The following is a 22,133-nucleotide window of genomic DNA, read 5'->3' on the forward strand; positions in this document are numbered from 1 at the left end:
TGGGACGAGGTGCGCAGCGTTGCTCCGTTCAGCGGGGTTTGCTTCCATGATCCTTTCGCTACCATGGGTCGGCCCCCGTCCCCAATTTGAATGTATTGGGAAGGATTCCGATGCTGTCTGCGGTCGTTGCTGCCGTAATGGCGCTGTCCTCAGTGGTCGCCCCGCATTCGTGGAACACCCCTCCGCCGCCCGACAAAATCGTCATCGACGTCGTCAACGCCATCGGCACCGGCTGTCCGACCGGCACGTCGGCGGTCGCCGTCTCGCAGGACAATACGGCGTTCACCGTGACCTACAGCGCCTACACGGCGTTGGTCGGGGTCGGCGCCGGGCCGCTGGACGCCCGGAAGAACTGCCAGATCGGCCTGCGGGTGCACGTGCCGCAGGGGTTCACCTACGGAATCGCGCAGGCCGACTACCGCGGATTCGCGCACTTGGAACGTGGTTCGACCGGGCTGGAAAGAGCGAATTACTATTTCCAGGGCAATTCTCCGACGGCGTACGTTCAGCACCCGCTGACTGGGCCTTTCGAGGACGACTGGCATTTCACCGATTCCACGGAGGTGGGCGCGATCGCGTTCAAGCCGTGCGGTGAGGAACGCAACCTGAACATCAACACGGAATTGCGGGCCGCGGCCGGGACGTCGGATCCGAAGAAGACGACGAGCTACGTCACGATGGACTCGACCGACGGCAGCATCACCACCACCTACCACTTCGCGTGGCTGACCTGCCCGTGATCGGCTCCGGGTGACCGGAGGTGGAGAGGGGCGGCGCGGCGCCGAAAGCTGCGCCGCCCCGGCCGGTCAGGGCTTCGCCGGGGCCCGGGGATCGGTGGCTTCGACGCCGAAGACGCGGCCGAGGGAGACGAGGGCCTCGTCGAGGTGGCTGAGGCTGGAGAGGACGGCCCGGGTTTCGGCCGCTTCGACGCGGTCGGAGACGGGGGTGCCGTCGTCGCGCACGAGCGTGCCGGGTGTGGGGCCACCCGGGGCGTTCAGCGCTGTGCGGAGGACGTCGATGTTGGCCAGCAGCCGTCCGGTGAACTGCCGGAGCCGGTCGGCGTCGGAGCCGGTGAGCTGGCCGGGCTGGGCGCGTGCGGCGACGTGGCGGGCCCGGAAGGCGATGGTTTCCAGGGTGGTCAGCACGTGCCAGCCGTAGTCGCGGCGGGCGCTGCGGAGGTTCACCGGGTGGGTCAGCGGTTCGATGGTGGTGCGGACCTGTTCGACGCTGCGGTCGAGGTCGCGGGAGAGTTCGATGATGTTGACGTTCTCCTCGCCGGCGAGGAGGCCGCGGGTGTGCTCGAGGAACTCTTCGAGGTCGTCGAGCACCGCGGCGATGTCGTCGAGCATGACCGAGCGGGTGCGGACCGGGACGATGACGACCGCGGCGAGGATGCCGGCGGCGGCGCCGACGGCGGTCTCGGCGACGCGGATCCAGAGCACTTCGAGGCTGAACGTGCCGAGCAGGCTGTAGAGCAGGCCGAGCATGCTGGTGACGAAGAAGGCCATCACCACCTGGGAGACCCGGGCGGTGTAGACCATCCCGAACACGCACACGAGGATGAGGCCGAGGGTGGCCGTGGTGTTGCCGCCGACCAGCGAGGCCAGCAGGACGCCGCCGACGATGCCGATCAGGGTGCCGCCGAGGCGGCGGACGCCCTTGACGAAGGTGGCGCCGGCGCTGGAGGCGCCGATGAACACGACGAAGACGGTGAGCACGGCCCAGTACCAGCGCTGGTGGGAGACGAGTTCGCCGCCGAGCACGGCGAGCCCGCCGCCGACGACGGCCTGGATGGCGCTGCGGGTCCGGTTGTCGTAGGCGAACTTCGGTGCCGGCTCGGCAGTGTCGTCCACGTCAGGGGCGAGCGGGTCCGGGGTGGTCTCCGGGGCGGCGGCCCGCTGGGCACGGTCGTCGGCCAGCGCGAGCTCGGCCAGTGCCTTGCGGACGCCGTCGCCGGGGGCGGCGTGTTCGTCGATGCGGCTGCCTTCGACGAGCATCCGGCTGTATTCGCCGGTCTGGCTGATCAGTGGCAGTTCCCGCGGGTCGCGTTCCATGAGGGCGCGGAAGCGGGCGAGCCGGGCGATGAGGTCGTCGCGGACCTCGGTGGTGAGTTCGTCGGAGCAGGTGCGCTGGACGGTGATGGCCAGCCAGCCGACGGCGAGCTCGACTTCGATGGCGCGGCGGCGCAGCACGTCGGCGGCGCGAGCGTCGACGACGTCGGGGGCGGCGTCCTCGATGAGCAGCACGCACTCGTGGAGCCGGCTGATCGAGCTGCGCAGTTGCTTGCGGGTGCGCTCACTGCCGTTGACGGCGAGGTAGGCCTCGGTGGCGCGGACGACGGCGCCCAGGCGGGCGCGGAAGGCGCGGCGCACGCGCAGGAACTCGGCCGCGGCGTTGTGCCGCAGCAGGACGAACCGGACGACGGCGTTGGCGAGGACGCCGACGCCGAGTGCCATCAGCAGCTGCGGCACCTGGGTGACGTGGGCCTGCAGGAACATCGGGAAGAAGAACAGGAAGAAGGCGATCGAGCCGAGCGCGGTGCCGCGGGCGCCGAAGCGCTGGGCGTAGACGGCGACGAAGATCAGCAGGACGAACACGACGCTGTCGGCCGGCGGCAGGGCCGAGCCGAGGCTGGCGACGGTGATCGACGCGGCCCCGGTGAGGAAGGCCAGGACGAGGGTGACGGCCTGGCCGCCCGGGGTGGGGTCGTTGACGGTGAACGCCGTCATCATCGCGGCGATGGCGCCGACGAGGGTGACGGTGAGCGGGACGTGCGCGGGCAGCAGCGCGGCCACGGCGATCACGATGCCCAGCACGGCGGAGCCGGCCAGCCGCAACCGGACCAGGCCGGGGTCGGCCGCCACGAGCCGGTCGAGGGCGGCGGTGCGGAGGTGGTTCATCGGGCGAGGAGCTCCCACTGGGCGAGGGTGGCGCGGCGGCCGCGGGTGGCGGTGATCCGCAGCCGGTAACGGGCGTGCGCGGCCGGGGTGGCGAGGACGAAGGGGCGGGTCTGGCGGCGCCAGCGGAACAGCTCGCCGTCGCGTTCGTCCAGGGTGGTCCATGCGACGCCGTCGTCGGAGCCCTCCAGCACCCACGCGCTCGCGTCGCCGCGGCGATCCCCGGAGGTCAGCGTGTACATGGTGACTTCGCGCGGTTCGCCGGTGACGGTGAACTCGATCGCCGGGGTGGCGCTGCGGAAGGTGACCTGGGTGCGGGTGGTGTCGTCGAAGAGCGCGCCGATCTTGGTGCCGTCGGAGCTGGTCGCGGTGCCAGTCAGGTCGGTGGCGGGCGCCGGGTGCTCGGCGGGTGGCGGCGGGGCGCCCCAGCCGGTGGGTTCGGTCGCCAGGTCGAAGACCAGTTCGGCGCCGCCGGCGAGGGTGGCGTGGCCGATCGAGGTGCTCTCGTGCGGTTCGCCGTCGACCGTGAGGCCGCGGACGTAGACGGTGTCGCCGGTGTTGCCGGGTGCGTGGACGACCAGCTTCTTGCCCTCGCCCAGGTGGACGGTCGCCTTCTCGAACAGCGGCGAACCGATGGCGTAGCGGGGGCTGCCGACGGCGAGGGGGTAGAAGCCGAGGGCGCTGAAGACGTACCAGGCGGACATCTCGCCGTTGTCTTCGTCGCCGGGGTAGCCCTGGCCGATGTCGCTGCCGAGGTAGAGCCGCCGGAGCACCTCCCGGACGACGGCTTGGGTCTTCGCGGGCGCGCCGGCGTGGTTGTAGACGTAGGGGATGTGGTGCGAGGGCTGGTTGGAGTGGCCGTACTGGCCCATCCGGACGTCGCGGGCCTCGGTCATCTCGTGGATGAGGCCGCCGTACGCGCCGGGACGGCGGCCAGTCTCCGGGGTGGCGAAGAAGGTGTCCAGCTTCGCTTCGAGGGCTTCGGTGCCGCCGTGGAGGGCGGCGAGGCCGGGGCCGTCGTGCGGTGCGGTGAAGGCGGTGTTCCAGGCGTTGGTTTCGACGAAGTCGCCACCCCAGGCGGCCGGGTCGTAGCCTTCGGGGGCGAACTTGCGGCGGCCGTCGCGGTGGCGGCCCTGGAAGAAGCCGATCGCCGGGTCGAAGTGGTGGACGTAGTGCTTCGCGCGTTCGCGGAAGTAGGCGGCGTAGTCGGCGTACGTCCGGGCTCGCGGTCCGTCGCTTTCCCGGGACAGTGCCTCGGCGAGGTGGGCCAGGCCGAAGTCGTTGATGCAGCCTTCCAGCGCCCAGGACAGTCCTTCGTGGACCGATACCGGGGTGTAGTGGAGGAAGATCGACTCGTCGAGGCCCTTGCGGCCGATCGCGCGGCGCGCCGGGCTGACGGTGGCGTTCTTCAGCCCGGCGTCGAAGGCGGCCTCGACGTCGAAGTCACGGACGCCCTTGAGGTAGGCGTCGGCGAAGGCGACGTCGGAGCTGGTGCCGGTCATCAGGTCCGCGTAGCCGGGGGAGGACCAGCGGGCGATCCAGCCGCCTTCGCGGTACTGCTGGACGAACCCGTCGATCATCCGGCCGCAGCGTTCCGGCGTGAGCAGCGCGTAGGCGGGCCAGGTGGTGCGGTAGGTGTCCCAGAAGCCGTTGTTGACGTACAGCTCGCCGTCGACGACCTTCGCGCCGGTCCGCCGCCGGGTGCTCGGCCACCACCGGCGCACGACCGGGCTGGCGTGGCGGATCCCCGTGGGCGTGTTCTCGTGCGCCACGTTCGGGTACAGGAACAGCCGGTAGAGGTTCGAGTACAGCGTGGTCCGCTGGTCTTCGGTGGCGCCTTCGACCTCGACGCGGCCGAGCTCCTCCTGCCACCGCCGCCGGGCCTGCTCGCGAACCTGCTCGAACGTCGTCCCGGCCGGGATCTCCAGCTCCAGGTTGCGCTTGGCCTGGGCGAGGCTGATCAGCGACGTCGCGATCCGCAGCGTGACCTCGGGACCGTCGAACTCGAAGTAGCCCGAGACCCGCCGCCACGGCGGGAAGCGGATCTTGGCGCCGCGGGTGGCCGGCGCGTCGGTCACGGCGTAGACGAACATCCGGCGCGCCCCGGCCGACAGCCGGCTGCGGACCCGGGTGTACCCGGTGATCACGCCGGTGTCGGGGTTCAGGCGGAGACGGCCGCGGTTGCGGACGTTGTCGAACAGCAGCCAGCCGTGCTTGTCGGGGAAGGTGAACCGCATGATCGCCGCGTGCATCGTGGGCGCGAGGTCGGCGGTCATCCCGTTGGCGAACCGGACGCCGTAGTGGTGCGGCGAGTCGGTCTCGTCGTCGTGGGTGAAGGCCAGGGCGCGCTTGCGGCGGTCGCGCTCGACCGGGCCGGTGCCGGGCATGACGTGGAAGGTGTGCCGGTCGCCCATCCACGGGCTCGGCTGGTGGGACAGCGCGAACGCCTGCAGCGCGGGCCGGTTCTGCTCGTCGTTGTGGCGGTGGTAGGAGTAGAGCCAGTTGGTGACGCCGGCGTCGGTGGCCGGGGTCCAGAAGTTGAACCCGTGCGGCACGGCGGTGGCCGGGAAGTTGTTGCCCCGGGAGAACTCGCCGCTGGAGTGGGTGCCGCGGGTGGTGCGGACGCAGTCGACCGGGTCGCGCGGCGGCTCGGGGCGTTCGGCGACGCGGACGTCGTCGAGCCAGCCGGTGACCTCTTCGGGCGCGTCGGTGCGCAGCACGATCCGGCTGATCCGGCGCCCGGCGAACGCTCCCAGCGGGCGGCGGACGAGGTTCCACTGGTCCACCCACAGCGTCTTGTCGTCCACCGGGTCGAACCCGGCGGAGGTGCCGTCGGCGAACTCGACGTCGAGGCTGACGCGGGTGGCGTGGTAGGCGGGGATCTCGCCGTCGGCGACCGGGAAGACCACATAGGACAGCTCGGTGCGCCCGGTGACGGGCACGTCGAGTTCGAACAGGACGGCGCGGGGCCGGGCGGAGTAGCGCAGGGCACGCAGGCCGGTGAAGCCGACGCCGGTCTTGGCCGTGGGGGAGCGGTCCGGGCCGCCGCCGACGTGCAGGCCGGGATCCGCCGGCTGCGGGTCACCGGTTTCGAAGGAGGAGAAGAACACGGCGTCGGACATGCGCCCACCGTAACCGCCGCCGAACGGCGCAGCGTGCTGAAACACTGCTGCCCGCACCGGTGCGGGCAGCAGTGTCCTCATCAAGCGACGGCGGTGCCCTCCAGCTCCACCAGCTGACCCGGGATCGCCAGCCTGCTCACCCCGAGCATCGTGGTGGCCGGGGCCACCCCGGCGGCACCCAGCCGCGCCGCCAGCACGCCGTAGTGCGGGAACAGCCCGTCGACGTCGGTGGTGTAGACGTTCAGCCGGACCAGGTTCGCCAGGGACATCCCGGCCTCGGCGAGCACGGCCTCCAGGTTGTCCAGGCTCACCGCGAGCTGGGCGGCCATGTCCCCCTCGTGCCGGGGCTTGCCCTCGGCGTCCATCGACGTCTGCCCGGAGCAGTACAGGGTGCGGGTCTGCCCTGCGACGACCTCCCCCTGGTTGAAGCCCAGCGCCAGCGACCACGTCACCGGGTTGACCGCCGTTCGTTCCAGTGCCACATCAGCTCCGTTCGTTGCGAGTACTGCGCCGAGGAGCTTTCCGGCGAATCACGACATCCTCTGTCGGGTATTCGCTACCGTTCCGGAGTGCGTGCCGACCGGCTGGTCTCCCTGGTGCTGCTGCTGCGCCGGCGTGGGCGGCTGACCGCGGACGTGCTGGCCCACGAGCTGGAGGTCTCCACCCGCACGGTGCTGCGCGACATCGACGCGCTGTCGGCGGCGGGCGTCCCGGTCTACGCCGAGCGCGGCCGGCACGGCGGGTTCGCGCTGCTGCCCGGCTTCCGGACCGAGCTCACCGGCCTGAACCACGACGAAGCACTGGCCCTGCTGACCACCGGGCCGGCTTTCGGCCTCGGCCCGGCGCTGGCCTCGGCCATGCGCAAGGTGGCCGACGCCCTGCCCGAAACCCACCTGGCCACGGCCGGGCGGTTCCTCGTCGAGCCGGAGACCGACCTGCTCTCCCGCCGCTGGGCTGCCGAGGAGGTGGACCACCCGACGATGGCCGAGGTCCGCCGCGCGGTCCTCGGTGGTCGCCGGCTGCGGCTCCACTACGCGGCCACGGGCCAGGAGCCGCAGTGGCGCACGGTCGACCCGATCGGCCTGGTCACCGTCCGCGACCGCGGCTACCTGCTGGCGACGAGGGCGGGCGCGGACCGCACGTACCGGCTGTCCCGGGTCCTGGCGGCGGAGGAGCTACCCGAACCGGCCGAGCGGCCGGGCGAGGTCGACCTGGACCGCATCTGGCGGCAACGCTGCGCCGGCTTCCTGGCCGACGGTCACCTGACGGCCCGGGTCCGGGTCCGGCCGGTCCGCCGCGAGGACCTGCTGGGCACGGCGGTGGCGGTCCGCGCGGAGGAGCCCGGGCCCGACGGCTGGCTGCGGTTCGAGGTGACCTACCAGGACGCGTGGCACGCGGAGTGGGCGCTGTGGCAGCTGGGCACGGACGCCGAAGCCCTGGCTCCGCAGTCGTTGCGCACGGCCTTGCGCGAGCGGGCGATGGCGATCGCCGACCGCTACTCGTCCCCCGGCGGCTAGCTCGGGCGCCGCGGCTTGAACTGGCGTCTCAGCCAGCTCGAGAAGCCCGCTGAATCGAGCAGCCAGAGCCCGGCGACCGCCATCGTCGCGCCGGTCGTCATGCAGATGAGGCCCATGACGAACTCCTCGTCACGGAACGCCATCCAGCCCAGCCCGACAACCGAGAAGCCGGTCATCGCCAGCAGCGTTCCGGCGAGTGCGTCATTGCGTTCCCCGAACGAGAACACGATGGCGACCCCCACCCAGCACGCGCCGCCGATGACGCCGAGCAGTGCGGCGACCGGATCTCCGTGGCCGCCGCGATCGAAGCCGGCGACGATCCCGATCATCCCCAGCACGCTGAGCCGGGCCCACGCCATGGGAGTCGTCCGGAGGGTGTGCATGGTGATCCCGGCGGGCCCCAGGAGCCCGTGCCGGTTCCACAGGCACAGCAGCCCCAGAAGGGCGACGCCGGCCGCCGCGCCGGTGAGCAGAATCCGTCCCGCCGCCGTCGCGGCGTGAACGGCCCCGGTCGCTCCGACGACTCCCACGGTGAACACGCTGACGCCGAACAAGGTCGCCAGCGCGCTGGCCCGATCCTGCGCAGCCAGCGCGGCACACATCGCGCAGACGACGGAGGCCACGGCGATCGGGCCGGTCCACGAAGGCGGTGTGGTCACGAGCAGCCCGACCCCCGCCACCGTGAGGTAGAGCAACGCGCGCGGAAGGTGCGTGGCGATGTCCTGCGCCGGGTCGAGGCGGCTCAGGAAGTACACGAACAGCGCCGCAACGACGACGGCACCGACCAGGAGCGGGTGCATCGCGTCGTACAGCCCGTTGGCCCCTGCGCCGATCGCCAGCAGGTTGAGGCCTTGGACCAGCCACCACGGCAACCGAGCTCGCGGTGGTGGTGGTGGCGATCCGTCAGCGGGCGACACGCGCCCAGGATCCCCCCGCCGGGGAAGCCACGTCCACATCCCGGCGGGGTCTGCTGCCGTGTCCACCGGAACGGCCGTGGCGCCACGCGGTGCGACCGGGCGCACCGCGTGGCGAATCAAAGCGGCCTGACGGACCTACATCTTCGTGCACTGCCCGGCGACCGGGCCGCGCACGACATTCGGCAGGTCGTGGTCGGTCGGCGCCGGGTTGTTCACCGCGCACGCCAGCGGGCCGCCGACGGTGCTGGCGGTCAGCACCGGCCCGTGGTTGCCGGTCAAGGCCACCGGGCCGCCGATCTCGGTCAGCTCGATCGAGACCTGGCCGGTCGCGCCCGTGATCGCCACCGGACCGCCCACCTTCGTGCGGTTCAGCACCACCTGAGCCGCGCCCGTCGCCGCGAGCGGGCCCTTGACCTGACCGCCGCGGACGATCAGCGACGCGCCGCCGCCCACGGTGACCGGGCCGGACACCGTGGCGTCCTGCAGGCACACCGTGCCGGAAGTGATCGACAACGGGCCGGAAGAAGCGCCCGTGATCGTCCGGGTGCAGGCGGCGTCCGGCTTGCCCAGCAGCTCGAACTCGGCCAGCTGCGCCGGAGCGCCGGTGCTGGTCGCGGTCACCTCGAGCCGGTAGTGGGCGTAGTGCGCCGGGTCGGCCACCTTGAACGCGCGGGTCTGCTGCCGCCAGCTGAACGCCTGGTTCTCCTGCCGGTCGGCCACCGCCCACGTCTTGCCGTCGTAGGAGCCCTTCAGCACCCAGCTCCTCGGATCGCCCGCACCGGTCTGGGACGTCAGCGTGTAGTTCGTGACAGCCTCATCGGTCGAGTTCAGCTGGTACTGCACGGCGCCGGTGACCGCGGCCTGGGTGCGCGAGGTGTTGTCCACCAGCGCGGCCGCGTTCGAGCCGTCCGAAGTGGACAGCGTGCCCCTGCCGGGGCCGGTCTCGTCGTGCAGCGGCGCCGGGACGGCGTCACCCTGGGTGATCGACTTCGGCGCGTCGTTCGGGCCGGTGCCCCACTTCGACGGGTTCGGGCCCATGTCGAAGTCGATGACCCCACCGCGAGCGATCAGGTCCTGCGACAGCGACGTCGAGGAGTGCGCCTTGCCGTTGACCTTCACACCCTGGACGTAGACGTTCTTCGCGCTGTTCTTCGGCGCGTTGATCACCAGGTCCTTGCCGCCGGCCAGGTGGATCGTCGCCTTCTTGAACAGCGGCGACCCGATCGCGTAGTCCGGGCTGCCCATCTGCAGCGGGTAGAAGCCCAGCGCGCTGAAGGTCCACCAGGCCGACTGCTCGCCGTTGTCCTCGTCACCCGCGTAGCCCTGGCCGATCTCGCTGCCGGTGTAGAGCCGCGAGAGCGCCTCGCGGACCTTCTCCTGCGTCTTGGCCGGCTGGCCCGCGTAGTCGTACATGTAGAGCGTGTGGTGCGAGGCCTGGTTGGAGTGCCCGAGCTGGCCCATCCGGACGTCGCGGGCCTCCCGCATCTCGTGGATCACCCCGCCGTAGGAGCCCGGGAAGTTCGCGGTCTCCTGGTCGGCGAAGAAGGCGTCCAGCTTCTTCGCCAGGCCCGCCTTGCCGCCGTAGAGGTTCGCCAGGCCCTGCCCGTCCTGCGGCACGGAGAACGCCATGCCCCAGCCGTTGGTCTCGGTGTAGTCGATGCCCCACACCCGCGGGTCGTAGTCCTGCGGCGACCGGCTGAACTTGCCCGCCGCGTCCCGGCCCTGGAAGAACCCGACACTCGGGTCGAACAGGTTCACGTACTGCTGCGCCCGGCTGGTGAAGTACTCGTAGTTGGCCAGGTACTCCTGCTTGCGCGGCTCACTCGCCGGGGCTTCGTCGTAGAGCTTCTTCGACAGGTTCGCGATGCCGTAGTCGTTGACGTAGCCCTCGATCGACCACGAGAACCCGTGGTCGGCGGTGTTGGGCGAGTAGCCGAGGAAGATACCCTCGTCGATGCCCTTGCGGCCGACCGCGTTGTTCGGCGGCGTCACCGTCGCGTTCTTCAACGCCGCGTCGTAGGCCGCCTTGACGTCGAAGTTGCGCACCCCCTTGAGGTAGGCGTCGGCGAACGCGACGTCCGAGCTGGTCCCGGTCATCAGGTCCGCGTAGCCCGGCGACGACCACCGCGAGATCCAGCCGCCGTCGCGGTACTGCTGCACGAACCCGTCGACCATCTTCCCGGCCATGTCCGGCGTGAGCAGCGAATACGCCGGCCACGTCGTGCGGTAGGTGTCCCAGAACCCGTTGTTGACGTAGGTCTGGCCGTCGACGATCTTCGCCCCGGTCTGCGTCGGGGTGTCCGCCCCGGCCTTCGGCGAGACGAAGCTCGCGTACTGGTAGACCGGCTTTTCCTTCGTGCCGGTGTTCTCGAACCCGGAGTTCGGGTAGAGGAACAGCCGGTACAGGTTCGAGTACAGCGTCGTGAGCTGGTCCTTCGACGCGCCCTCGACCTCGATCACCTTCAGCTGGTCGTCCCAGATCCGCTGCGCGGCGTCGCGGACGGAGTCGAAGGTCGCGTTCGGCGCGATCTCCTGCGCCAGGTTCTTCTTCGCCTGGTCCACGCTGATCAGCGACGTCGCGATCCGCATGGTCACCGTCTTGTCGGCACCGGCGGCGAACCGCAGGTAGCCGGCGACGTTGTCGTGGCCCTGCCCGGTGAGCTTCGCGCCCGCCGTGACCGGCTTGTCGAAGGTGGCGTAGACGAACATCCGCCCCGCCCCGGCCGACAGGCCGCTCTTGACGTCGGTGTAGCCCGACAGCGTGCCGCCCGCGGTGTCGAGGGTCAGCCCGCCCTGGTTCTTGTAGTTGTCGAAGATGAGGCTGGAGTCGCTGCCCGGGAAGGAGAACCGGAACACCGCCGCGTGGTCGGTCGGGGCGATCTCGGTCTTGATCCCGTTCTCGAACTGCACGCCGTAGTAGTGCGCGCGAGCGGTCTCGTTGTCGTGCTTGAACGCCAGCGCCCGGGCGTCGCGGTTCGCGTCCGGCACCCCGGTGGCCGCGGACGGCATCACCTGGAAGGTCTGCCGGTCGCCCATCCACGGGCTCGGCTCGTGGCTGACGCTGAACGCCTGCAGCTCCGGCAGGTTCTGCTCGTTGTTCTGGCTGTGGTAGTTGTACATCCACCGCACGTCGCCGTTGTCGGCGTTCGCGTCGGTCACCGGGGTCCAGAAGTTGAACCCGTGCGGCACGGCCGTGGCCGGGAAGTTGTTGCCGCGGGAGAAGGTGCCGTTGGCCATCGTGCCGCGCGTGGTGAGCACGTTGTCGGTCGGACGGGTGCTGGCCGGCGGCGTCGGCGTGGCGGAGATCTTCACGTCGTCCAGCCAGCCCTGCAGCGAGCCGGGGCCGTCGGGGTTGTCGAAGCCGACCAGGATCCGGTCGATCGTCTTGCCCTTGGCCACCGTGCCGATCGCCGAGCGCACCAGGTTCCACTGGTTGGTGTAGAGCACCTTGCTCTTGCCCTGGCCCTCCGGCGTGAGCGGGAACCCGTACTGGTCGGTCGCGCCCAGGTCGCGCAGCCGGGTGCCGTCGGTGAAGACCAGGTCGATCGCCACGTTCGTGCTCTGGTACTTCAGGTCGCCGGTGATGAACTGCGGCTGCACCTTGTAGGACAGCTCGGTCGAGGCCACGACGGGAACGTTCACGTCGAAGACCTTGTTGTAGGACCAGCCGTGGCCTTGGGTCTGGCTGCCGGAGTAGCGGAACGCCTTGAGCCCGGTGAAGCCGACGCGGTTCTTGTTCGTGTACCCGCTGGTCGGCCCGGAGTCGGTGAAGCTGCGCATGTTCGGCAACGGCGGCGGCGCCGGCTCGTCGTTGGCCAGCAGCAGCTCCGACAGCTGCAGGATCGGCCCGCCGTTGTTGCCGGTGACGTTCAGCCGAAAGTACCGGTACGCCGCGGTCGGTGCGGCCAGCTTGTAGTCCTTCTGCTGGAACCGGGCGGTGAACGCCTGGCCGGTCTGGCTGTCGAGGTCGGTCCAGGCACTCGCGTCGTTCGAGCCCTGCAGCGTCCAGTCCTTGGGGTCGCGCTCGGCGAAGTCGTTGGCCGAGGAAATCGCGTAGTGCGTGATCGACGTCGGCTCCGACAGCGTGATCTGCGCCCACGCCGTCGGGTCCCACGACAGCCACTTGGTGTCGGTCGTGCCGTCGACGAGGTTCGACACCACCTCGCCGCCACCGGCGTTCTCGCTGCTGGCGCTGGTTTCGGTCACCTTGCCGCGGATGTCACCGGGGATCGCGGTGCCGTTCGCGCCGTTGATCCCGGACGCGCGCGGCTTGCCCGCCGCGTCGGTGTCGACCGTGTCGGTCCACGTCGGCTGGACGTCACCGGACTCGAAGGAGGACGAAAAGTCGGCCGGCAGGACGTCTTCGGCGGCGGACGAGGCCGCGGGGAGGGCGACCAGGCCGGCGGCGACCACGGCGGCGGTCACCAGGAAAGCGACCGGCGGTCTGGCGCTTCGGGGCATCGTTGCTCCAAGCTCGGAGGGCGGATTCAGCAGCGCCGCGCAGGCGGGGACCGGCGGCGCCAACGAAGGGAAACGCGCGGGTGACATCGATGTCAAGACCGCTCGCCAAACCTGGCCAAAATCAGACAAGGCGGAAAACGGGGGCCCGATGAGACCAGTCAAGATCTTCACCGCCATCGCCGCACTCACGCTCGCCACCACCACGTTCACCCCGGGCGCCGCCGATGCGGCACCGACCTCCACCGTCCGGCCGGTGACCGCCTGCGCCGACCTGGTCCGCGGGTTCACCCTCCCGGGCGCCACCACCCACGTCACCTCGGCAGCCGTTGTCGCGGCCACCGCCACCGATCCCGAATACTGCGGCGTGCAGGGCTACGTCGAACCCGCCGTCCGGTTCGAGCTGCGGCTGCCCACCAAGACCTACACCGGGCGCTACCTGCAGTACGGCTGCGGCGGCTTCTGCGGCCTGGTCACCCCGCCCGCCTTCGCCGACTGCCTGCCCCACGGCGGCGACTTCGCGGTCGCCGCCACCGACGACGGGCACGTCGGCAAGACCCCCGCCGTCGTCGACGACGGCAGCTGGGGCGCGCACGACCAGGCCGCACGCGACGACTTCGAGTTCCGCGCACCCCACGTCGTCTCCCGGGCCGCGAAGGCGATCATCCAGGCCTTCTACGGCGCCCCGCCGCGCAAGTCGTACTTCACCGGCTGCTCCGACGGCGGCCGCGAAGGCCTCCTGCTCGCCCAGCGGTACCCGGCGGACTTCGACGGCATCGACGCCGGCGCGCCCGCGAACTACTGGGGCCCGCTGCTCGGGGTCTACCAGACGTGGCTCGCCCGGGTGAACAGCGCCGCCGACGGCAGCCCGATCCTCACCGCCGCCAAGCTGCCCGCCCTGCACGACGCCGTCCTGGCCGCCTGCGACCGCCTCGACGGGCTCGCCGACAGCCAGCTCGACGACCCCCGCGCATGCCGCTTCGACCCGGCGACGCTGATCTGCACCGGCGCCGAGACGCCGTCCTGCCTCACCCCGGCCCAGGCCGCCGTCGTCGGCAAGCTCTACTCGCCGCCCACCGACGCCCGCGGCACCCTGCTCTACCCCGGCGGCCAGCTGCCCGGGTCCGAGCTGTCCTGGGCCGGCTGGATCATCGCCACCCCCGAGACCGGCGGTTTCGCCTTCGCCCGCAACCTCGCCGACAACTACCTGCGCTACCTCGGCTACCCGATCGGCGCGCCGGCCGCCACCGTCGACACCTTCGCCTTCACCCGGCGCGAATTCGACCGGCTCACCCCGGTCGGCGTCCGCTACGACGCGATGAGCCTCGACCTGTCGGCGTTCCAGCGGCGGGGCGGCAAGCTGCTGCTCTGGCACGGCTGGGCCGACGAGGCCATCCCGCCGGCCGGCACGCTCGACTACTACCAGCGGCTCACCCACGGCCGCCCGCAGGACTGGGCGCGGCTGTTCATGGTCCCGTCGCTCTACCACTGCGGCGGCGGCACCACGCTCACCGAATTCGACCCGCTGCGCGAACTGGTCGCCTGGGTCGAGCGCGGCACCACCCCCACCCGGGTGACCGCGACCGGCCGCGACGCCGCGGGCACCGTCACCCGCACCCGGCCGGTGTTCGCCTACCCGCAGCGAGCCGTCTACGACGGCACCGGCAGCATCGACGACGCCGCCAACTTCCGCCCCGCCCCGCCGTCCTCACCGGTCCGGGACGTCGTCCACTGGGCGGGGGAGAAGCTGTACGGCCTGCCGGGGCCGGTCGCGCCGTAATCCGGTCCCGCGGGTGCCGGCGTCGCCGCTAGGGTCACGATCATGACGACGCCGGAACCCGCCGACCGCGTACTCGCCCGCGCCTCCCTCGCCGAGGGCAACCCCACCGGGTGGTTCGAGCAGCTCTACACCGCCGCCGCGCGTGGCGAGGCCGAGCTGCCCTGGGCCCGCAACGTGCCGAACGCGGAGCTGGCCGCCTGGGCGAGCCCGGGCGAGGGCCGCCGTGCCCTGGTCGTCGGCAGCGCCCTCGGTGACGACGCCGAGTTCCTGGCCGCGGCCGGCTGGGCCGTCACCGCGTTCGACGTCGCCTCGACCGCGATCGAAGCCGCCCGCACCCGCTTCCCCACGTCCACAGTGGACTACGTGGTGGCGGACCTGCTGAACCCGCCGGCGCAGTGGCGGCAGGCCTTCGACCTGATCGTGGAGATCATGAACATCCAGGCGATGCCCCGGGACTTCCGGCCCGCCGCGGTGGCGTCGCTGGCCGGGTTCCTCGCCCCGGGCGGAACCGCGCTGGTGTGCGAGGTCGCGGAGGAGAACATGGACATGGCGAACTGGCAGAGCCCGCCGTGGCCGTTCAGCCGCGCGGACGTCGAATCCGTCGCCCAGGACGGCGTCCGGCTGGTCAGCCTGGAAACCATCCGCGACGGCGCCCGCTACTGGGCCACCTTCACCCGGTAGCCCGGTGGCGGCCGGGCGTCGTCCCCACGACGGCCGTGAACGCCGCGATGAAGTGGCTCGGGTTCGCCCAGCCGCACGCGCGGGCCGTGTACGCGGTGTCGTGGCCGTCGGCGAGCAGGACCAGTGCGTGGCCGACGCGCACCTGCGTGCGCCACTCGTGGAACGTCATGCCGAGCTCGTCGCGGAACAACCGGCTGAGCGTGCGCGCACTGGCCCCGATCCGCTGCCCGAGTTCCGCCAGCGGGGTGTTGTCCCCGGGTTCCTCGTACAGCCTTCGCGCGATCGCCCGCAACCGGTCGTCGCGGGGTTCGGGCAGGTGCAGCGGCTGCTCGGGTGCTTCGCGCAGTTCGTCGACCAGGACCCGGCGCAGGCGGGCGCTCGCGGCCCGGTCGTACTCGCGCGGGCCGGTGAGGGCGAGCAGCACTTCGCGGGCCAGGCCCGAAGCGGTGAACACCGCGGGCCGATCGGGCACGAGCCGGGCCAGTGCCGCGGGCAGGAACACGATCCGCATGTCGGTGTGGCCGTGCGCGCGGTGCCGGTGGGTGAAGCCGGCCGGGGTCCAGGCCACCCGGTTCGCCGGGACGATCGACGTGCCCCGCTCGGTGTGCACCGACAGGACACCCCGGGCGGCGTAGACCAGGTGCCCGCGCTCGTGGGCGTCCGCCGCGCTGGCGCCGCCCGGCGGCCACAGGTGCACCCCACCGGACGGCCAGATCCGCGAGACCGGCGAGGCTTGGCGGCCAATGGGCATGACTTGGCATTCTACCGGTGGTCGGCCACCCCCGCGCCGACCACAGTGGGACGCATGAAGACGATGCGAGCGGCGGTTTGCGTCCGGGCCGGCGGCCCGGAGGTGCTGGAGATCCACGAGGTGCCGGTCCCGGCGGTCCGGGACGGCTGGAGCCTGGTGCAGGTGCGGGGCACCGGCCTGAACCGGTCGGAGCTGAGGACCCGGCAGGGGCACTCCCCGGACGTGGTCTTCCCGCGGGTGCTCGGGATCGAGTGCGTGGGGACCGTCGCCGCCTCGACCGACCCGCGGATCCCGGACGGCACCACGGTCGCGGCGATGATGGGGGAGATGGGCCGCGCCTTCGACGGCGGCTACGCCCTGCTGCCGAACCCGCTGCTGATGCCGGTCACCACCACCCTGCCCTGGGACGTCCTCGCGGCGCTGCCCGAGACGTACCTGACCGCCCAAGGCGCGCTCGACGCGCTCGGGATCGGCCCGGGCAGCCGCGGCCGGCTGCTGATCCGCGGCGGCACCTCCTCGGTCGGGCTGGCGGCCGCCTCGATCGCGGCCGGGCACGGCCTGGAGATCGCCGCCACCACCCGCCGCCCGGACAAGGCGGCCGCGCTGACCGGCCACGTGCTCATCGACGACGGCGGCCCGCTGGACGGCCTGCCGCAACTGTGGCCCGACGGCCCGGACTGGGTCCTCGACCTGGTCGGCGCCCGCACCGCCGTGGACTCCCTGCGCCTGGTCCGCCGGGGCGGCACGGTGTGCGTGGCCGGTTCGCTCAGCGGCTGGATCGTCCCGGACTTCGAGCCGATCGCGAAGATCCCGTCCGGCACCAAGCTCACCGCGTTCCACAGCGACGACCGCAAAGGCAGCACGGCCCGGCTGCAGCGGATCGTCGGCGAAGTGGAAGCCGGCACCTACCACCCGCACGTCGACCGGGTCTTCCCCTTGGGCGAGATCGCCGCCGCCCACCGGTACATGGAGGACGACCGCGCCGCCGGAAAACTCGTCGTCGTGCCTTGATCCGGTGGCCTAGGCTCGGCCGTCATGCCCACCCAGTCACTGCAGATCCCCACCGCGGACGGCGTCGCCGACGCCTTCGCCTCGTTCCCCGCCGACGGCGAACGCCACCCCGGGGTGCTGATGTACCCGGACGGCTTGGGCATCCGGCCCGTGCTGCGCGAGATGGCCGAGGAACTGGCCGGTCACGGGTACTACGTGCTCGTCCCCAACCCCTTCTACCGGCACGGCCCGGCGCCGGTGCTCGACCTCCCCGAGCACATCGGAGAAGCAGCCCGGCCCGCGATCTTCGCCCGGCTGATGCCGATGATCGAGGCGCACACCACCGACCGGATCCTGCCCGACGCCGACGCCTACGTCCGGTTCCTCACCACCCGGCCCGAGGTCGGCCCCGGACCGGTCGCGGTGACCGGCTACTGCATCGGCGGCCTCCTGGCCACGCACACCGCCGCGGCCCACCCCGGCCGGGTGGCCGCCCTCGCCGCGTTCCACGCGCCGGTGGGCGCAGCCGGGCCCGACAGCCTGCACCGGCTCACCGCCCGGGTCCACTTCGGCCACGCCGAAACCGACCTCACGCCCGAGGCCCTCGCCGAGCTCAACCGGACCCTGGACGCTGCGGGGGTCGAGTACACCTCCGAGATCTACCCCGGAACCGTCCACGGCTTCACCATGTCCGACACCGACGCCTTCGACCCCGCCGCCCTGCGGCATCACTGGGACAGCCTGCTGGCTCTCCTCGACCGGGCCCTCTAGCAGTTCTCCAGGAACCGGGTCAGGACGCGGGTGCCGAAGTGCAGGCCCTCGACCGGCACCCGCTCGTCCACCCCGTGCGCCATCGCCCGGTACGGGAACCCCTTCGGCAGCCACAACGGCGCGAAGCCGTAGCAGTCGATCCCCAGCTGCGTGAACGCCTTCGCGTCCGTCCCGCCACCCAGGCAGTACGGCACCACCACGGCTTCGGGATCCTCCGCCTGCAGCGCAGACGCCATCGAGGCGAACCACGGGGAATCCACCGGGGCCTGCACCGGCGGCTGGTGCGCGACGAACTCGCGCGTCACGCCCTCGCCGAGCAGCTCGTCCAGCGCGGCGAACAACGACTCCTCGGTACCCGGCAGCACCCGCACGTCGACCTGCGCGGTCGCCGTCGACGGGATCACGTTCACCTTGTAGCCCGCGTCCAGCATCGTCGGGGTCGTGCTGTTGCGGATCGTCGGCAGCACCAGGCCGCCGGCCGGGCCGAGAGCGGCCACCGCCGCGTCCACCCCGTCCGAAGAGGACAGGTCGACCGGGACACCCAAAGCCGCGCCGGTCCGCTCCAGGAACGCCCGCACCGCCGGGGTCAGCGACACCGGCCAGCGGTGCGCGGCGATCCGGTGCAGCGCACCCACCAGCCGGGTGACGGCGTTCTCGTCGTTCGGCCGCGATCCGTGCCCGGCCCGGCCCCGCGCGGTCAGCCGCAGGTGCGCCGTCCCGCGCTCGGCCGTCCCGACCGGGTACAGGTGCACGTCACGCCCGTCGGCCGCGGGCACGTGGTAGGTGTAGCCACCCGACTCGCTGATCGCCGCGGCACAGCCCTCGAACAGCTCCGGGTGCCGGGCGACCAGCCAGTGCGCGCCCCAGTCCCCGCGGTCCTCCTCGTCGGCGACGAACGCCAGCACCAGCTCGCGCCGCGGCCGCGCCCCGCCGGCCAGCGCCGCGAGCACCATCGCCACGAAGTCCTTCATGTCGGTCGCGCCGCGGCCCCACAGGTACCCGTCGCGCACCTCGCCGGCGAACGGCGGCACCGACCAGTCCGCCGCATCCGCCGGGACGACGTCCAGGTGCCCCTGCACCAGCAGCGCGGGCAGCGACGGATCGGTACCCGGCACCCGCGCGATCACACTGGCCCGCCCCGGCGCGGCCTCGAGGATCCGCGACGGGATGCCCAGGCCGTCCAGGAACGCGGCCACGTACTCCGCCGCCGGCCGCTCCGGCTCGGCGTCGTTGCCGCCGCGGTTGGTCGTGTCGAACCGGATCAGGTCCGCGCACAGCTCGACGACGTCGGCCACGTCAGCCATAGATGCCCTGCACCGCCCCCGCCGCGATCGCCGTGACGACCTTGAACGCCTTCATCGCCTCGGTCATGGTCGGCGCGTCGAACCCGACCCGCCGCGTCCCGATCTGCTCCACCGTGGGGATCACCGCCGTCGACTGCGCCAGGTGGCTCGCGTCGAACTCCACCTCGATCCGGTGCGGGCCCACCCGGCGTTCCTCCCGGCCCACGCGGTCCATGGCCTCGGCCGCCGCGCCGGTCAGCAGCTCCGCCGTCCGCGACGGCGGCAGGCAGATCGCCGCGTACCGGCTCACGCATTCCTTCACCTGGACCAGCTCCGCCTCCGGAGCGTAATCACGGGCGTCGTCACACGTTTTGTCGTCACCCGAAACGAGCAGGACAGGGACGCCGTACTCCGCGGCCATGCCCGCGTTCAGCCGGCCTTCGCTCGCCGGGACGTCGTCCAGCCACACCCCGGTGATCTGGTTCTCCAGGTACGTGTGGGAGAGCACCCCGTCGAAGCCCGCGCCGGCGTGGTAGCCGAGGAACACCACACCGTCCACACCGGAATCGATGCCCTGCATCATCGACAGCGGCTTGTGCCGCCCGGTGAGCATCCGCGCCCGCGGGTCAAGGTCCTCCAGCAGCAGATTCCGCTGCGACGAATGGGCTTCGTTGACCAGCACGTCACTCGCGCCGGCCTCGTACAGCCCGGCCAGCACCGCGTTGACGTCGCCGGTGAACAGCCGCCGGAAGCGGTCCCACTGCGGCGAACCGGGCACGACGTCGTCGGTCCAGGTGACGCCGGTGGCGCCCTCCATGTCCGCCGAGATCAGGATGCGCATGCCGGGCACTCTAGCCAGCGCGCCCGGCCTCCGGACGCGAAACGTCCCCCTCGGCCGAGCATCACGCACAGTGACGACCGGCGGGTCGATAACGATCGGGCACCTGCCGAGGCGGCAACATATTGCGCGGTTGTCCCGGTATGTGGTTACTTCTCGTCCTTGGGGAGGCTCACAAGCGAATGATGGGGTGGTTTTCGGTGCAGTTCCAACGCAGAGCCGGGCGATTGGCCCGCGTGGGCGCGGTCGTCGCGGCCGCGACACTGGCGGCGATCCCGCTCGCCGTTCCCGCCCAGGCCCAGCAGGGCAAGGTGCTGCGGGTCGCGCTCACCACCGGCATCGACCACCTCAACCCCTTCACCGCCGTGCTGTCGGCGTCCACGCAGATCGGCCGGTTCACCTTCGAGTTCCTGACCGTCCCGAACGCGGAAAAGGCCGAAGCCTCGCCCGCGCTCGCCGAGTCGTGGACCCCGTCGCCGGACAAGCTGACCTGGACCTTCAAGATCCGCAGCGGCGTCAAGTGGAGCGACGGGCAGCCGGTGACCGCCAAGGACGCGGCCTTCACCTTCAACCGCATGCTCACCGACGAGAACGCCCGCACCGCCAACGGCAACTACGTGGCCAACTTCGAGACGGTCACCGCGCCCGACGACACCACCCTCGTCATCAAGACCAAGACGGTGCAGGTCAACATGAACCTGCTCGACGTGCCGATCGTGCCGCAGCACATCTGGGAACCGATCACGGACCTCAAGGCCCCCTCGACCGACACCCTCGCCGTCGCCGGCGTCTCCGACGGCCCGTACCGGATCACCGAGTACAAGCCGAACGAGTACGTCAAGTTCAAGGCCAACAAGGACTACTGGCGCGGCGCCCCCAAGGTCGACGAACTGCAGCTGCTGCAGTTCAAGGACACCGAGGCCGCGGTCAACGCGCTCAAGCAGGGCGAAGTCGACGTCATCAACCGGCTCAACCCCAACCAGTTCGCCGCGCTGCAGAACCAGCAGGGCATCACCACCAACGCCGCCCCCGGCCGCCGCTACGACGAGCTGTCGATCAACTTCGGCGTCACCGACAACGCGAACAACCCCATCGGTGACGGCAACCCGGTCCTCAAGGACATCACCCTTCGCAAGGCGATCACCCAGGCCGTGGACACCCAGGCCATCGTCGACAAGGTCCTCAAGGGCCTCGGCCAGGTCGGCGGCGGCGTCGTGCCCCCCATCTACGCCGACTACCACTGGGACCCCAGCGCCGCCGAGAAGGTCAAGTTCGACCTCGCCGCCGCCAACACGACCCTCGACCAGGCCGGCTACGGGAAAGGCCCTGACGGCGTCCGCACCGCTCCCGGCGGCGCCAAGCTGGAACTGCGCTTGACCGGCCACGCCAACCGCAGCTACGACCAGGGCGTCGCCCAGTACGTCACCGGCTGGCTCAAGGACATCGGCATCACCGTCAAGCAGGACCTGGTCTCCGACGACGAGCTGTCCGACCGCACCGAGACCGGCAAGTACGACCTCGCCATCGGCGGCTACGGCACCAGCCCCGACCCGGACTACGCGCTGTCGCTGCACACCTGCGCCGCCCGGCCCAGCCCGGACGGCAAGGGCGGCAGCACCGACACCTTCTTCTGCGACGCCGCCTACGACGACCTCTACAAGAAGCAGCTGACCGAGACCGACGACGCCAAGCGCGCCGGGTACGTCAAGCAGGCGCAGGCCCGGCTCTACAGCCAGTTCCCCACGATCGTGCTCGACTACCAGAACGCGCTCGAGGCCTACCGCTCCGACAAGTTCTCCGGCTTCACCACCCAGCCGCAGCCCAAGGGCGCCATCCTCGAGCAGACCGGCTACTGGGGCGTCTACGGCGCCACCCCGGCCGGCACCACCGACACCGCGAGCAGCAGCTCCGGCAGCACCGTGCTCTGGATCGTCCTCGGCGCGGTCGTCGTGGTGGTCCTCGTCGGCGGCGGCATCATGCTCGGCCGCCGCGGCAAGACGGCAGAGGACCGCGAGTAAGAGATGACCACCCCCGACCAGGCCGCGGGGGGGGGGGGCCCCCCCCCCCCCCCCCGCCGGGCCCCCCCCCCCCCCGGGCGGGGGACAAAAAGAAAACCAACGCCCATGAC

Annotated in this window: 15 protein-coding genes; 7 read left to right on the forward strand and 8 right to left on the reverse strand. The window is 71.5% G+C overall.

Annotated elements, in window-relative coordinates; translation table 11 throughout:
• Positions 1–110 precede the first annotated feature (110 nt).
• Positions 111–740: a DUF4360 domain-containing protein gene (locus tag ACFVYA_RS38135; RefSeq protein WP_387052021.1), complete on the forward strand. Its 630-nt coding sequence runs from the start codon at positions 111–113 to the stop codon at positions 738–740.
• Between the two features lie 66 nt (positions 741–806).
• Here the strand turns inward: ACFVYA_RS38135 and ACFVYA_RS38140 are convergent, their stop codons facing one another.
• From ACFVYA_RS38140 to ACFVYA_RS38150, 3 genes are all read right to left on the reverse strand, one after another.
• The gene (locus ACFVYA_RS38140) at positions 807–2,900 is read right to left on the reverse strand and encodes an FUSC family protein (protein WP_285991712.1); all 2,094 of its coding nucleotides are present in this window, start codon (positions 2,898–2,900) and stop codon (positions 807–809) included.
• Positions 2,897–6,019, reverse strand: coding sequence for a GH92 family glycosyl hydrolase (locus ACFVYA_RS38145; protein ID WP_387052022.1), 3,123 nt, complete (start codon positions 6,017–6,019; stop codon positions 2,897–2,899). The genes ACFVYA_RS38140 and ACFVYA_RS38145 overlap by 4 nt, the downstream gene beginning before the upstream one ends.
• Before the next feature lie 80 nt (positions 6,020–6,099).
• Entirely contained in the window at positions 6,100–6,495 is a 396-nt protein-coding gene (locus tag ACFVYA_RS38150; protein WP_387052034.1) for a RidA family protein, read from the reverse strand.
• A 93-nt stretch (positions 6,496–6,588) separates the two neighbouring features.
• Between ACFVYA_RS38150 and ACFVYA_RS38155 the strand changes: the two genes are divergently transcribed.
• Complete coding sequence (locus ACFVYA_RS38155) at positions 6,589–7,536, forward strand: helix-turn-helix transcriptional regulator (protein WP_387052023.1); 948 nt, start codon at positions 6,589–6,591, stop codon at positions 7,534–7,536.
• On the opposite strand, the gene ACFVYA_RS38160 is transcribed toward ACFVYA_RS38155, so the two are convergent.
• Entirely contained in the window at positions 7,533–8,408 is an 876-nt protein-coding gene (locus ACFVYA_RS38160; RefSeq protein ID WP_387052024.1) for a hypothetical protein, read from the reverse strand. The genes ACFVYA_RS38155 and ACFVYA_RS38160 overlap by 4 nt on opposite strands.
• 180 nt (positions 8,409–8,588) lie before the next feature.
• Positions 8,589–12,914, reverse strand: a complete 4,326-nt coding sequence (locus tag ACFVYA_RS38165; RefSeq protein WP_387052025.1) for a GH92 family glycosyl hydrolase — start codon at positions 12,912–12,914, stop codon at positions 8,589–8,591.
• A gap of 148 nt (positions 12,915–13,062) precedes the next feature.
• Between ACFVYA_RS38165 and ACFVYA_RS38170 the strand changes: the two genes are divergently transcribed.
• Positions 13,063–14,691 carry a tannase/feruloyl esterase family alpha/beta hydrolase gene (locus ACFVYA_RS38170; RefSeq protein WP_387052026.1) on the forward strand — a complete coding sequence of 543 codons (1,629 nt, stop codon included), beginning with the start codon at positions 13,063–13,065 and terminating at the stop codon, positions 14,689–14,691.
• A 42-nt stretch (positions 14,692–14,733) separates the two neighbouring features.
• On the forward strand, positions 14,734–15,372 hold the full coding sequence (locus ACFVYA_RS38175) for a class I SAM-dependent methyltransferase (protein WP_387052027.1): 639 nt from the start codon (positions 14,734–14,736) through the stop codon (positions 15,370–15,372).
• Here the strand turns inward: ACFVYA_RS38175 and ACFVYA_RS38180 are convergent.
• The gene (locus ACFVYA_RS38180) at positions 15,362–16,123 is read right to left on the reverse strand and encodes a helix-turn-helix domain-containing protein (protein ID WP_387052028.1); all 762 of its coding nucleotides are present in this window, start codon (positions 16,121–16,123) and stop codon (positions 15,362–15,364) included. The two genes, ACFVYA_RS38175 and ACFVYA_RS38180, sit on opposite strands and share 11 nt — an antisense overlap.
• Positions 16,124–16,177: 54 nt before the next feature.
• On the opposite strand from ACFVYA_RS38180, the gene ACFVYA_RS38185 reads away from it, so the two are divergent.
• Positions 16,178–17,134 (forward strand): zinc-binding dehydrogenase, encoded by a 957-nt coding sequence (locus ACFVYA_RS38185; RefSeq protein WP_387052029.1) that lies wholly within the window; start codon positions 16,178–16,180, stop codon positions 17,132–17,134.
• Between the two features lie 24 nt (positions 17,135–17,158).
• A complete protein-coding gene (locus tag ACFVYA_RS38190; RefSeq protein WP_387052030.1) occupies positions 17,159–17,884 on the forward strand; it encodes a dienelactone hydrolase family protein in 726 nt (241 codons plus the stop codon).
• On the opposite strand, the gene ACFVYA_RS38195 is transcribed toward ACFVYA_RS38190, so the two are convergent.
• The gene (locus tag ACFVYA_RS38195; protein ID WP_387052031.1) at positions 17,881–19,188 is read right to left on the reverse strand and encodes a M20/M25/M40 family metallo-hydrolase; all 1,308 of its coding nucleotides are present in this window, start codon (positions 19,186–19,188) and stop codon (positions 17,881–17,883) included. The two genes, ACFVYA_RS38190 and ACFVYA_RS38195, sit on opposite strands and share 4 nt — an antisense overlap.
• Complete coding sequence (locus tag ACFVYA_RS38200; RefSeq protein WP_387052032.1) at positions 19,181–20,008, reverse strand: M55 family metallopeptidase; 828 nt, start codon at positions 20,006–20,008, stop codon at positions 19,181–19,183. Before ACFVYA_RS38200 ends, ACFVYA_RS38195 begins: the two co-directional genes overlap by 8 nt.
• Positions 20,009–20,190: 182 nt before the next feature.
• On the opposite strand from ACFVYA_RS38200, the gene ACFVYA_RS38205 reads away from it, so the two are divergent.
• The gene (locus tag ACFVYA_RS38205) at positions 20,191–22,023 is read left to right on the forward strand and encodes an ABC transporter substrate-binding protein (RefSeq protein ID WP_387052033.1); all 1,833 of its coding nucleotides are present in this window, start codon (positions 20,191–20,193) and stop codon (positions 22,021–22,023) included.
• The last annotated feature ends 110 nt before the right edge of the window (positions 22,024–22,133 follow it).

This window comes from Amycolatopsis sp. NPDC058278 (assembly GCF_042881395.1).
In the GTDB taxonomy this organism is placed as follows: Bacteria; Actinomycetota; Actinomycetes; order Mycobacteriales; family Pseudonocardiaceae; genus Amycolatopsis.